The organism is Bacteroides sp. 1001136B_160425_E2, from assembly GCF_015559655.1.
In the GTDB taxonomy this organism is placed as follows: domain Bacteria; phylum Bacteroidota; class Bacteroidia; order Bacteroidales; family Bacteroidaceae; genus Bacteroides; species Bacteroides luhongzhouii.
Genome location: NZ_JADMQH010000004.1, coordinates 304,391 through 319,244, shown reverse-complemented (window position 1 = coordinate 319,244; position 14,854 = coordinate 304,391). Strand labels below are relative to the sequence as shown.

General features: G+C 44.5%; 7 protein-coding genes. All 7 read left to right on the top strand.

Annotated features, from left to right (window positions below; genetic code table 11):
• Positions 1–156 precede the first annotated feature (156 nt).
• The 7 genes from I2I04_RS05795 to I2I04_RS05765 all read left to right on the top strand — a co-directional run bounded on the left by I2I04_RS05795 (position 157) and on the right by I2I04_RS05765 (position 14,830).
• On the top strand, positions 157–1,365 hold the full coding sequence (locus tag I2I04_RS05795) for a glycoside hydrolase family 88 protein (protein ID WP_195654575.1): 1,209 nt from the start codon (positions 157–159) through the stop codon (positions 1,363–1,365).
• Positions 1,366–1,563: 198 nt separating this feature from the next.
• On the top strand, positions 1,564–5,661 hold the full coding sequence (locus tag I2I04_RS05790) for a hybrid sensor histidine kinase/response regulator transcription factor (protein WP_195654574.1): 4,098 nt from the start codon (positions 1,564–1,566) through the stop codon (positions 5,659–5,661).
• Between the two features lie 470 nt (positions 5,662–6,131).
• Entirely contained in the window at positions 6,132–8,735 is a 2,604-nt protein-coding gene (locus I2I04_RS05785) for a DUF4962 domain-containing protein (protein ID WP_195654573.1), read from the top strand.
• Positions 8,736–8,761: 26 nt separating this feature from the next.
• Positions 8,762–9,499 (top strand): DUF3575 domain-containing protein, encoded by a 738-nt coding sequence (locus I2I04_RS05780; RefSeq protein ID WP_195654572.1) that lies wholly within the window; start codon positions 8,762–8,764, stop codon positions 9,497–9,499.
• 37 nt (positions 9,500–9,536) lie between these two features.
• On the top strand, positions 9,537–10,547 hold the full coding sequence (locus I2I04_RS05775; protein ID WP_195654571.1) for a DUF6562 domain-containing protein: 1,011 nt from the start codon (positions 9,537–9,539) through the stop codon (positions 10,545–10,547).
• A 48-nt stretch (positions 10,548–10,595) separates the two neighbouring features.
• Positions 10,596–12,149, top strand: a complete 1,554-nt coding sequence (locus tag I2I04_RS05770; RefSeq protein ID WP_195654570.1) for a hypothetical protein — start codon at positions 10,596–10,598, stop codon at positions 12,147–12,149.
• Positions 12,150–12,283: 134 nt separating this feature from the next.
• The gene (locus I2I04_RS05765) at positions 12,284–14,830 is read left to right on the top strand and encodes a DUF4962 domain-containing protein (protein ID WP_195654569.1); all 2,547 of its coding nucleotides are present in this window, start codon (positions 12,284–12,286) and stop codon (positions 14,828–14,830) included.
• Positions 14,831–14,854 lie beyond the last annotated feature (24 nt).

Below are 14,854 nucleotides of genomic sequence, written 5' to 3'. Positions count from 1 at the left end.
TTTCTATAAAAGATAAAAACAAAGAACTTTTGGACAAAATCAAACTCCGTAGAAATAGAAACAAAAATGAAAAAATAGATTTGCAAAGGTTGTGCCCGCGACTTGTTCTAACTTTGTTGCCAGTAATAGAATACAGTAATAAAATAAAGTAGAACAATGAAAAACAAACTTTTACTGGCGGTAGGGAGTATGGCTCTCCTGACTGCTTGCGATACTTCAAAAGGAAATGAGATGGAATGGTTTGACCATGCAGTGAAAACATCGGGACATCAGTTGCTCTATATGGCAGAACAATTGAAGAATGAACCGGACACCGCCTGTTTCCCCCGTTCTATCAAAGAAGGAAAGTACAGGCTGGAGCATCCCACCGACTGGACGAGTGGTTTCTATCCCGGTTCCATGTGGCTGGCATACGAGTTGACCGGTGATGAGGCTCTTGCGAAGGAGGCGCGTAAATATACGGACCGTCTGCAGGATATGCAATATTATACGGGTAATCACGATTTGGGTTTTATGATGTTTTGCAGTTATGGGCAGGGCATTCGTTTGAAACCGGAGCCTGGGGATAGTTTAATTCTGATTCATTCTTCAGAAAGCTTGTGCTCCCGTTTTCGTCCGGAAGTCGGACTGATTCGTTCGTGGGATTTCGGTGGATGGAGCTATCCGGTGATTATTGATAATATGATGAATCTTGAAATGCTGTTCTGGACTTCAGAGCAAACCAATAATCCGAAATATCGTGAAATAGCCATCTCTCATGCCGACAAAACGTTGAAGAATCACTTCCGGGAGGACATGACTTCCTATCATGTGGTGAGTTACCTGGCAGATAGCGGTGAGGTGGAGTCGAAAGGGACCTTTCAGGGATATGCCGATTCTTCCGCCTGGGCGCGCGGACAGGCTTGGGGAGTGTATGGCTATACCATGTGTTATCGCTTCACCAAGCAGCAGAGTTATTTGGATGCCGCTCATAAAATAGCGCGGTTCATTATCGATCACCGTCCGTCTGAAAATGACTATGTACCTTATTGGGATTATGATGCTCCCAAGATTCCGAATGAACCACGGGATGCTTCTGCGGCTGCCGTAACAGCTTCTGCATTGCTGGAGTTGAGCGGCTATGGCGACAAGAAACAAGGGGAAGAATATTTCCGTTATGCGGAGCATATCCTAAAACAGTTGTCATCAGATGATTATTTGGCCAAGGAGGGAGAAAATCATGGTTTCGTCCTGTTACATTCGGTTGGTAGTTTCCCGCACGACAGTGAAATTGATACTCCGCTCAATTATGCCGATTATTATTATCTGGAAGCCTTGAAACGCTATAAAGATCTGAAAGAAAAATCAGAAAATCCGTCTTACTAACTTGAAGAGAAACCGTAAAAAAAAATTAAAGTCCAGGGTAACCGCGTCTAAAATATGAATTCATAACTGTTGGACTTTGGCGCGGTTGCCCTGTTTTAAGTCGATGCCGGTCCTTTATATGAGTTAAAAAAACAGGATTCATTTATCAGATTGAATTGAAAATACTTATCTTTACGATAAATTCTTCAATATTAGCTCATGAAAGACCGACATTTGCTATTTAAGTACCTATTCGGATTAACCGTTTGCATCTTATTTTTTCCTTTCGCTGTATCGGCCGCCGACAGCTTCATCCATTTTAAGCGATTATCCGTGGATGACGGGTTGTCGCAAAATACTGTGCTCGCTCTGACACAAGATCATAATAATAAGATTTGGGTAGGCACCATAGACGGACTGAACTGGTATGAAGGTTCCCGCTTTGTTTCGTATTATAAAGCGCCGGATGATACGACCAGTCTGGCAAACAATCATGTCTATTCACTTCATACCGATTCGAAAGGCACGGTATGGGTAGGCACACAGGTCGGTTTATCCCGTTATAATATTGTAGGAAATAATTTCACCAATTATTCGTCACCGGACAATCAGCCGATGCAGGTATTGGCTATTGGAGAACCGGAGGAAGGTGACCGGCTTTTGCTTGCTACCAATATCGGTCTGATGGTTTTTGATAAAAAGACCGGGCGGATGAAAGTGCAGCCGGAACTTGCCGGAAAAACGATCTATTCTGTTTGCCGGATGAATGACGGTTTCCTGTTGGGAACTTCGGAAGGTGTCTATTTCTATTATGTACGCAACGAAAACGTGACCCGGCTTCTTCTCCAATTGAAAGGAGAAACCATCTCCGATATGCTTTATGACGACAAAACAGGGAATTGTTGGCTGGCTTCATTGACAAACGGGGTGTATTGTGTGGATAACAACTTTCAAATAAAACGGCATTATAACAAGCAAAATACTCCTGCTTATTTTCTTACGAACTCGGTCAGGACATTGTCCGGAGATGATAAAGGAAGGGTTTGGATAGGAACCATGGAAGGTTTGCTTATTCTTGAACCGGAGACGGAAACGTTCCGGATTTGTCGTTTTTCTCCTGAAGATCCGACTACCTTGGGGCATAATTCCATCCGCTCTATCTTGAAAGACAATCAAGGGGGAATGTGGATCGGTACATTTTATGGCGGGCTTAATTATTATCATCCTCTCGCTCCGTCATTCGGACGCTTGCAACATTCCGCCTGGAGGAATTCATTAAGTGATAACACGGTGAGCTGCATTGCCGAAGACCCGGATAATGGAAATCTCTGGATCGGCACGAACGACGGCGGATTAAATTATTATAACCGGAAAACCGGAGTCTTTTCATATTACCGGACGGGTACTTCCGCCAACTCTTTAAAGTCCGACAATATAAAATGTATATGGACAGACAAGGATGGAAGTGTCTATATCGGCACTCATGGAGGGGGAATGAGCCGTCTGCGTCATCAGAGTGGCAGGATAGAAACATATTCCTTTCCCCATTCTACTTCCCTGACTAACAGTTGTTACTCCTTATTGGACGGAACGGATGGGACGCTTTGGGTGGGCGGCATGAGCGGGCTTTACCTTTTCGACAAACAGACCGGCAAACTTTCACAGCATCCATTAGCTAAAAAGCATAAAAAATTGGAGAATGTATTGATATATACATTGTTCCGCGATTCAAAAGGAAGAATATGGATTGGTACGGAAGAGAGCCTGTTTTTGTATGCCGGCGGAAAACTGGAAGAACTGCATCTGTCCTCTTCGGCTTATCTGCATGGGTTGATACAAGCTTTCTGTGTACAGGAGGATAGCCGTCATGAAATCTGGATTGGTTCTTCCACAGGATTATATTGCTATAAGGAAGGAGCACCGACTGCCTGGAAACACTATACGATGAAAGACGGTTTGCCCAACGACTTCATTTATAATATACTGGAAGATGAACGGGGGCGTTTGTGGTTAACAACTAACAAGGGACTGGCTTGTTTCAATACGGAAGAGGGTACTTCCCTCAACTATACGAAGCAGGACGGACTGCCTCACGATCAGTTTAACTACTTCGGAGCTTGCAAAGCGCACGATGGTACATTCTTCCTGGGGTCTCTTGGAGGCGTCGCTTATTTCAAGCCATACGAATTGGGTGATAATCCATATTCTCCGGATGCGGTGGTAACAGGAGCCGTTGTCTTAAATCAGGTGATTACGGATATGAAAAGTGAACGGGTACGCTATTATCAAGACGAGCAAGGGCGGATGCTGGGTATGTCGTTCCCTTCCGATCAGAAACTTTTTAATATCCGGTTTGCCGTTATCAACTATTTGGCTGGCAAGCGGAATCAGTTCGTTTACAAATTGGAAGGTTTTGAAACCGAGTGGAACTACTCCCGTCATGTTTCCTTTGCACGAGCGAGTTATTCCAATCTCCCGCCCGGTGAGTACGTATTCAAGGTGAAGGCATGTAACAACGATGGAAAGTGGAGCGAGGCGACCACTGAATTTTTTGTGCATATCATTCCGATGTGGTATCAGACTTGGTGGGCAAAGATGCTTTTCATCTTCTTTTCTGTAGGGCTTCTCGTTTTTGTGATCTATTTCTTTATTGCCCGTGCCAAAATGAAGATGCAAGTTCGGATCGAACAGATAGAACGAAACAAGATAGAAGAAATCAGTCAGGAGAAAGTACGTTTTTACATGAATATGTCTCATGAGTTGCGTACTCCGTTGAGTCTGATATTGGCTCCGTTGGAGGAACTTCTGGGACAGAGCAATCTGAAAGGTACTCCGGTACAGCAGAAGCTGGATTATGTTTATAAGAACGGACGGAAGTTGTTGCACATCGTCAACCAGTTGCTGGATTTCCGTAAAGCTGAAGCAGGTGCAATGCCTATTCATGTTGCGCAGGTAAATGTGGAAGAACTGTTGCAAGATGTTTTTGCCCTGTTTAAAGAAAATGCGCAGAAGCGTGCTATCAGCTTTCATATAAAATCCGATCTGGGAGGACGATTGTTTCCGGCGGATCGGACGTATGTAGAGACTATCTTGATGAATCTGCTGTCTAACGCCTTTAAGTTTACACCGGACGGTGGAAGTATTTCGCTTTCCTTATGGACAGAGGGAGATATCTATGGCTTCACGGTAAGAGATAGCGGAATCGGTATGTCTCCGGAACAGCTAACCCGTATTTTCGAACGTTTCTATCAGGTAGACGGTCAGCGAAAGGGGACGGGTATCGGGCTGTCATTGGTGAAGATGTTGGTAGAAAAGCATCACGGCACTATTACCGTAGCAAGCGAACTTGCTCAATATACCGAATTTAAAGTCACGCTACCTGCTGATATGACTGTCTTTATGGAGAAAGAACGTGAATTGCCGGCACATGAAGTCGAAACATCTGCTTCTCTCCGGGAGCTTCCGGTGTCCGATGAATATTTCTCTGGTGATGCGTCGGCTGTGGTTTCAGAAGATAAATCGGACGACGATCAGATAGAAGCCGGCAGTGAGGAAGAACGTCCTACTATCTTGTTGGTAGATGACAATAAAGAGATGGTGGATTATCTGAAAGGTAATTTCCGGCAGAATTATGTGACGCTTACTGCCGGAAATGGCGAAGAAGCATTGGCTATCATGAAAGAACATCGTGTGGACCTTGTTCTTTCCGACGTGATGATGCCGGATATTGACGGTATCAAACTTTGCCAGCTTATTAAACGAAATCTGCAAACCTGCCATATTCCCGTCCTTCTGTTGTCTGCCAAAGGAAGTGTTGATGCGCAGACGGAAGGTATTCAGGCTGGGGCGGATGATTACATTGCCAAACCGTTCTCGATTCATTTATTGAAAGGAAAAATTGCTAATCAACTGAAAGCACGCCAGCGGTTGAAACACTATTATTCGAATACGATTGATATAGATACTGCTAAAATGACTTCGAATAATTTGGATGAGGAATTCATGAGTAAAGCTATTCAGGTGGTAGAAGAAAATATCAGTAATGAAGACTTCACCTCTGATGAGTTGGCCAGCCAGCTTTGCATGAGTCGTTCGTCACTGTATCTCAAGATGAATTCCATATCCGGTGAACCGCCAGCCAACTTTATCCGGCGTATCCGTTTTAATAAAGCGTGTAAATTGTTGCTTGAAGGGCGCTACTCCATTTCGGAGATTAGCGGAATGGTAGGGTTCGGATCTTCTTCTTATTTCTCTACCAGTTTCAAGAAGTATGTCGGTTGTCTGCCATCGGAGTATGTGAAGCAGCATACTAAGTAACTTATTCGCTTCACCACAGAGAACGCAGAGGGGAATCTTATTCATTTCCGGTGCGGAAATGAGGTAAACTCATACAATTATAATTCAAAAAAACTTCCGTAAACATTCTCAACTATATTTATCGCAATGAGAAAAAATACTCATTACTATGAGAAAAAATACTCATAGTAATGAGAACTTTTTCTCATTGCAGTGAGAATATACCCTTGTCAGAATAGGCTGAAACAGTTCATTGCTTATCGAACATGAAGAAGATTCACCTCTGCGTTCTCCTGTCCTCTGTGGTGAATAGATAACCCTTTCACCCTCTTTGTAGCCACCTGTAACGCTTGTATTGGACGAATTTTAAGTTGAAATGAACGAAAACAAAGTCCTGTTAGACAGTATCAGAGAAGGAAGAAATGAATTGAAAGTTCCGTTTCGGACGGTTTATCTACATTTGCCTACAGAAAAACCAATCATTTGATATCATGAAAAAAGTATTATTGATTTCATCCGTAATCTTGTCTGTGGCTGCACAGATGACACATGCGCAAAAACAAGCAGTCATCAAGTTGACGGAGACAACGTTGATGCATGAAATGCGTGCCACTCCTTATCCTCTTGATAAAGCGGTGGTAAATGACCGTGCGGTTTCTTTCCAATGGCCGCTTCGTTCGGACATGAACTCGCAGGACAGTCCGTTGGATGGATTTGAACACAAAGTAAAGAAGGTAGATAAAACGAAGGTTACCTATCGGTTACGTTATTCGCAGGATGCCGGATTGAAGTCCGGAGTTGTTCAGGTGGAAACTCGCTGGCCGTTCTATAATCCGGAACAACCGCTTGCGCCGGGTGTATGGTACTGGCAGTTCGGTTATGTAGAAGACGGGCAAGTGGCATGGGGAAGCACACAACAACTCACCGTGGAAGATCGCCCGGGCAAATTCTGTCCGCCTTCATTGAAAACAGTGTTGGCAAAACTACCTGCCGACCATCCGCGTGTGTGGATCATGAAGAATGAATGGAAGGACTTTATGAACCGCAGTAAGGACAAGGCAGAAAGACAATGGTATCTTGAACGTGCAGATCAGGTACTTCAGACTCCAATGAAATCAGTGAAAGATATTAATGTCTCGCAGGTAAAGAATCTGAAGAACGAGATGCAGATAAATTCATACCTCACTCGTGAGAGCCGTCGCATTATCGATGCGGAAGAAGGTAATGCCGAAGCACTGATACGGGCGTGGTTGTTGACGCAAGACGCGAAGTATGCTGACGAAGCCATCAAGCGTGTGTTTGTCATGGCGGACTGGGATAAAGATGAAAATGTAAAAGGCGATTTTAATGCTTCCAGCTTGTTGTCACTCTGCTCTATGGCTTATGATTCTTTCTACGATAGATTAAGCGCATCACAAAAGAAAATCTTACTTGGAGCCATCCAAAAGAAAGGTGGTGAAATGTACGAAAACTTTAATAACCGGATGGAGAATCACATCGCCGACAACCATGTGTGGCAAATGACACTTCGCATCCTTACAATGGCATCATTCAGTGTATATGGCGATCTGCCCGAAGCCAACACATGGATGGATTACTGTTATAACGTATGGTTGGCACGTTTCCCCGGATTGAACAAAGACGGTGGCTGGCACAATGGTGACTCTTACTTTACAGTCAACACCCGTACATTAGTCGAAGTGCCATATTACTATAGCAAACTGACTGGCTACAATTTCTTTTCCGATCCTTGGTATCAGGGAAATATCATGTATACCATCTTCCAGCAACCTCCTTTCTCCAAATCCGGAGGAAACGGAAGTTCACATCAGAATGTGGCACGTCCCAATAGCATCCGTATAGGCTATTTGGATGCCTTGGCACGCCTCACCGGAAACACTTATGCTGCCGACTTTGTACGCCGCACATTGAAAGTGGAACCGGAATATCTGAAGAAAGCCCTATTGAGTAAGCCCGGTGATCTTGCCTGGTTCCGCCTGCAATGTAATAAACCTCTGCCGGAGGGTGAAGGGTTGACAGCACTTCCCGCAGGATATGTGTTTCCCGCAACAGGACTTGCCTCTTTCCAGACCAACTGGGACAGAGTGGGTGGAAATGCCATGTGGAGTTTTCGTTCAAGCCCTTATGGTTCTACCTCCCATGCACTTGCCAATCAGAATGCTTTCAATACTTTCTATGGTGGAAAACCTTTATTTTACAGTAGCGGACACCACATCGAGTTTACCGATGTACATAGTATGTTGTGTCATCGTGCCACACGTGCTCACAATACAATTTTGGTGAACGGTATGGGACAGCGCATCGGTACGGAAGGATATGGATGGATTCCCCGTTATTACGTCAGTGAGAAAATCGGTTATGTACTGGGTGATGCCTCCAATGCTTACGGAAAAGTGGTTTCACCGCTTTGGCTGACACGTGGGGAACAATCCGAAGTGCACTATACACCCGAAAATGGCTGGGATGAGAATCATGTGAAAACTTTCCGCCGTCACATGGTCAATTTAGGAAAGACAGGACTAATCTTTATTTATGATGAACTCGTTGCAGACGAACCTGTAACCTGGAGTTATTTGCTGCATACCATAGAAAATCCCATGACAGTGGATCAGTCGGATAATCGTTTTGTACATGTTCAGGCCACCAGTCGGGGAGGAGCCTCGGATGCTTATCTTTTTTCGACTGGAACATTGCAGACTGATACGACGAGTCGTTTCTTCTATCCGGCGGTCAACTGGCTCCGTGCCGATGACAAAGGAGTGTTCAAAAAATATCCTAATCACTGGCATTTCACAGCTACATCGGAAAAAGCACAAGTATATCGTTTTGCTACCATCATCAATACACATGCACTGAAATATCCTGCCAAAGACCCCGAAATTCTGTCCGACGGACGTATCAAAGTAGCCGGATGGCTTATCAGCGTTAACCTGAAATCCACCGGTGCTCCTTCATTCTTTATCCGCAGCACCAAAGAGAAGGTGGATATCACTTACAAAGGAGAAGCCACTATCATCAATGAGGACGGATATGAAACGGTAATGAGGGATGCAGTGCCCGAATTGGAAATCTGATCAATGAACATGAAAGATACGAATATATGAGACATTCGAAATTTAATATGAGAATTATATGCCTGTTGGCTGCATTATCGGGCATAACCGTCTTGTCAGCACAGACTCCTGACAGACCTCGCGTGCAGACCTCTGCAGCTCCGGAAGAAACTACGGTCTACAAACCCGACGGGAAGAAGCTGGAAACGGTAGTTGCGACTTCTCCCAAAAAGGAGGGCGATAAACGGCAATCCGACAAAGAAAATACCCGTAAGAATGTGACTGCCTTTGATGGCAAACGCTATTTGGCACTGAAAACCAACGTGGCGTATGATGCTTGTGCGTTGTTGAACCTTGCCGTGGAAATGCAGGTACATAAAAAAATCACGGTAGAGTTACCACTGACTTGCAGTTTATGGGATTTGGGAGATAAACATGGTGTGCGCACTGTGGCACTGCAACCCGAAGCCCGTTGGTGGGTAGGAAATGAGACAGGGCGGGGACATTTTGTCGGATTGCACGCTCATGTGACATGGTTTAACGTGAAGTGGAACGATGACCGTTATCAAGATACTGATCGTCCGATGTTGGGAGCCGGAATCAGTTACGGTTACAAACTCCCTCTTTCCAAGCACTGGGGAGCGGAATTTAATTTGGGAGTAGGATATGCCAACATGAAGTATAACACCTATTATAATGTAGACAACGGCGCACAGCTGGATACGCGTGTCCGTCATTACTGGGGGATAACCCGTGTGGGAGCATCGTTGGTCTACCGCTTTTAACCTTAGATAGGAACATGCATATAAATAAGATAACAATATGAGAAGAAATTTATATATATTGGCACAGTGCACTTTCCTGTTGTTCATCACCCTGCTGGTGAATGGATGCAGCCTGCACGAAGAACCGGAAATGACTCCCGAAGGAGAACTGGGAGTGGACCCGACAGCTGTAACACTCAACCTTAATCTGACAATGAATCTAAGTTTGGCGGAAAGAGCACCGGTAACCATCACCCGTGCGTCGGAAACCAAATATCTGCGTCGTTTCATTGTAGAAGCTTATTTAGATAGACAAGTAGCGGCGCGGCAAACGGTATATGAAGAGGACTTTAATCGTGCCAGCCTGCCTGTCAGTATGAAGTTGCATGCCCGCAACTACCGCATTTTGGTGTGGGCCGACTATGTGACTGTGGAGACACCGGAACAGGGAGTTGCTTATGATGCGGAGAATCTGGCTTTTATCCTTCCTGCCGGAAAATATATAGGGAATAGCCGTTATAAAGATGTTTTTGCAGCTTCTACTACAGCGGACCTGACTTCTTTCCGCAATCATTGGGGAGCCGAAACAAGCCTTGACGTTGAACTGTATCGCCCTGTAGCGCGCTATGAATTGGTGGCTAAAGATGTGCCAACGTTTCTCAATAAACTGTCCACAGGCGGACTGAAAGGTGAAAGTTTTACTGCTCGTGTGAAATACAGTGATTATTTGCCTACTGGCTACAATTTGTGGGACGATGTACCCAAGAACTCGCTCATGTACATGGAATATAAAGTGGCTTTTGAACGCCCTGTTGATGGTACGAAAGAACTGAAACTGGGATTCGACTATGTATTGACTGATGCCGGAGAAACCGTTTCCATCCCTGTAGAGCTGGAGGTCTTGAATGAGAAAAATGAAGTGTTGGCACGTACAGCTTTCCGTATTCCTTGTGAACGAGGTAAAAACACAACGGTACGCGGTAACTTCCTGACTTCCGATGCCAATGGCGGAATAGGTATCGATCCTGATTATGACGGTGATCTGGAAGTAGACCTCGGAGAATTATAGAATAGATAAATCAATTAAAAATTGCTTAACCATAAAACAATTAAGATCATGAAAAAGAACTTATTTTACTCGCTAATGGCTTTGTTCGTAGTGCTTTTTGCATCCTGTGGACAAGAAGAAATCGTTTCGGACAATGGAACAGAAATCAATGCTCCTGTTACTATCTCTGTACAGGCTCCTGTAAATAACGTCTTTAGCCGTGCGGGTGTTACCATCCCTACCGGTTATACGATGCAATGTATCATGCAATTACTGAATGCTGATGGCGATAAGATAGGCGATCAGATAACTAAACCGGTTACAGATGGTAAGGTATCTTTCACCATTTCCGTAGATGAACAAAAAGAAGTGTCGAAAGCATTGTTTTGGGCTGAATACGTACCGGAAAGTGGTGCCGCTAATAAAGTATATAACACTGCTGATTTAAGAGCTGTAGGATATAATACTACATCATTCGATCTGACAAATGACGCGTTGATGGCAGCCAGCGACGCTTTCTGCGGAAAATTAGAAACGATTGGTAATGCCAATGTGATATTGAAGCGCCCGTTCGCTAATGTGAGCGTAAAACCAAAGAATCCGGAAGTAGCTGCACAAGCTGATAAGCTGGAAATAACATACAACGCTTTGAGTGGATATGATATTTTGGAGGGTAAATGTACAGCTACGGCTCCTGTGACTTATACAAATGCAAGTTTTGCTTCTGCGGATGGCAATTGGTTCGCTAATTTCTTTTTTGCTCCTTCAAATGTAGGTAAATTTACAGAAGAAATAACCATGGCATTGAGTGGTGGATATAGTAAAGAGATTAAAATACCGGCAAATACATTACCTTTGGATGCTAATATGCAGATTATGGCTAAATTTGAAATCGGAGATGGAAACTTTGACATTGAAGTAGGAGTGGATCCGGATTATGAAGCACTGGAAATGAAAGTTGGTAGCTATATCAATGCTGAAGGTAAAGTGGTGCGTGACGCAACAGATGCTGTCGGTATTGTTTTCAAGATGGAAGCTATTGGTAATGACGTGCCGGCTAATTATCCTGTAGCACTTCAGAGCAAAACAATTGCCGGATATGCAGTAGCGATTGAAAATGTGGCGGCTGGTCGTCAGACTCTTAATACTGAAGAGTTGACAACTTTGGTTGAAACGGCTGCAGGTATGACAAACGGTACACAAACTACGGACATCTTATTAACAGGTCTTGGAGATGTTACATTTAAAACAACTTATGAGAAATGGGTGGGAGAACATGCTCCTGATAGTGAGAATTTGAGTGCATGGTATATTCCTACATTGTCGCAATTGAGTGCGTTCATGGGTACATTGTTTACAATGAAAGAAGTGCCGGCTACTGGTAGTGAGGATTTCAGAAACCTTCCGGAATTTGGATTTGTCAATGGTAAGATGTTTGATAGAGAGACGATTGCTACGGTGAATTATGCTTCCAGTACTATCAATAACCAAGGTAATGTTTCTGGAGTACGTATTAATGTAGCTGATGGTGTTGTAACTAATGCACAGGAAGCGGGTATCAGTGTTAAGACAGCTCTTAATCAACAAGCTCTTTGCCGACCAATGATTACAATCTTTAAATAGTCAGTCACTGAATATTCGACCTTACTCAATAGAAGTTCAAGGAAAGTGGGATCCCCCCATCCCGCTTTACCTTCTTCTTGCATTGAAACTTTTGAAAATAGCCCTCTAATCTTATACCTAGAAAAGAAGATAATATGCACACCACATTTCGCTTATCGGTTTTTCTTTTGTTCATTGTACAGTTGTTCTGTAGCTGTACATCTGACTCGCTGCCCGAATCGGACAGTACGCAGCCAGAGACGCCTGCAGGAATTCCCGATGCCTATCAGGATAAGATACGGACGCAACCTTATCCCAAAGCAGATAATGAATTGTATCTGAATCCTGCTCCTCTTATTGTTCCTCAAGCCATGAAGACGGGCGAAAGACTGCAATTTTCCCTTTCACGTACTGAAGATTTCAGCAGTTCCGAAACGCTACTTTCCGGACCGCAGGAATGGTGTATGTATAATCTTCATCGCCGCTTGGAGGTTGGCACATGGTATTGGCGCTTTCGTTCCACCAACCTTAATGGAACTACGCCCGGTGAATGGAGTGCTATCTATCGTTTTGAAGTAAAGAATGATACGCCGGAATTTGTGACACCTTCTTTTCAGGCATTCTTAGCAAATGCTCCCCGTCTGCATCCTCGTATTTACTGTTTTTTAGACGACCGTATCGTGGAGGCCCGTAACCGTGTCACTTCACACCCTGAATATACAGAACTACAAAGTCGTGCTTCTCTGGCATTGAACGCCGAATACACCGGAATGACTGATTTATATAGCCGTGCAGAAGAGCTCCGGCAACATGCCACTTATCTTTATCAGGCCTATCATCTAACCCAAAAAGAAATTTATGCCGAAAAGTTACGTCAGCTTCTTGAAGCATTGATTGTCGCTCCCTCTGCCGATGGACAACTTTTCGCATCCAACTTTACTGCCAGCAACGTCGCATGGTGTCTTGTTGCAGCCTACGATCTGCTTTATAATAACTTGTCTGTTTCCGATCGTACTGCTGCTGAAGAACTGATGATGCGTGTGGCACGTTACTATTACAAGGTAAATTGCGGTTTTCAGGAAAACCATCTCTTTGATAATCATTTTTGGCAGCAGAATATGCGCGTCCTTTTTCAAGTGGCTTTGTCGCTTTACGACAAACCAGCCTATTCTTCCGAAGTGCTGCCCATGATGGAGTATTATTATGAATTGTGGACAGCCCGCGCTCCTGCCTCCGGGTTCAATCGTGACGGCATATGGCACAATGGTACCGGTTATTTCAGTGCTAATATCTTGACTCTGGCGTATATGCCGTCTCTTCTTTCATTTATCGGCCGGTACGATTTTCTATCACATCCGTGGTATCAGAATGCCGGGCGTTCGTTGGTTTATACTTGTCCGCCGGGATCGAAAAGTAACGGCTTTGGTGACAGTAGTGAAAAGGGGAGTGAACCCAACCGTTTAATTGCTGCCTTTGCTGATTATCTGGCGTGTGAAACGGGTAATTCTTACGCCGGATGGTATGCCGGAGAATGTCGGGACTTATTGCGCCGGGATTATGAATTGCGTCTTTACCGGATGTGCACCGATCAGGATTACAATACAGTTTTTCCTGCCGGGGCTGATAAAATGGTATGGTATAAAGACGCTGGTGAAGTAGCCATGCACAGTGCCCCGGAAGATACGGAAAGGGATCTTGCACTCTCGTTCCGTTCCAGTACATTCGGGTCCGGCAGTCATACTACTGCCAGTCAGAATGCTTTTAACCTGTTATATAAAGGTGTTGATGTGTATCGCAGTACGGGCTATTATCAGAATTTCAGCGATGCTCATAATCTGATGTCCTATCGCCATACGCGGGCACATAATTCACTGTTGGTAAACGGCATCGGACAACCTTATTCTACCGAAGGTTATGGCAGTGTGATGCGTGCTATGGGCGGACAGCATATCAGTTACTGTTTGGGGGATGCTTCACATGCTTACAGAGGTATCAGCAATGACCCGATGTGGGTGGGTTACTTCAAGCAGGCAGGTCTTGAGCAGACACCGGAAAATGGATTCGGTGCCACCCCGTTGACTAAATACCGCCGACATGTGTTGATGCTTCATCCTTATACGGTGATTGTATATGATGAACTGGAAGCATCGGAGGCTGTCCGCTGGGAGTGGCTGTTGCATAGTCCTACGGAATTTAAGATTGATGCGACAAAGAAAACGTTGTCAACAAATAATAAAACCAAAGGACTGGTGGCTGTGACGCAGCTTTTTGGAGGACATGTTTTTACGCTGTCCCAAACGGACCGTTTTGTTGTGCCGCCTGCCATAACCGGAGCGGAGTATCCCAACCAGTGGCACTTGACTGCGCGGGTTGACGGTTGTTCTGCCACCCGTTTCCTGGCTATTATTCAGGTAGGAGATGAGGCTGTCCCAGCTATCTACCGTGACGGTGATACCTTTAACGTAGGCGACTGGACGATCAAAGCGGTTTTGGATGCTTCTAAAGCACCGGAACTGACAGTGAGTCATCACACCGAACAGGCAGTATTTAGTTATGGGACAGACAATCCTGCGTTGAATGGCAATTTTTACTCTCGACAATATATGGGTTCTTCATTGCTTTACGATGAGATAGACGGGGCTTATCAGGTGGTAGAAATGACCGACCGGAGTCCCATCTCTACTCGGGTAGTGAATCAATGATAAATCATGAAATATAGTGAATAT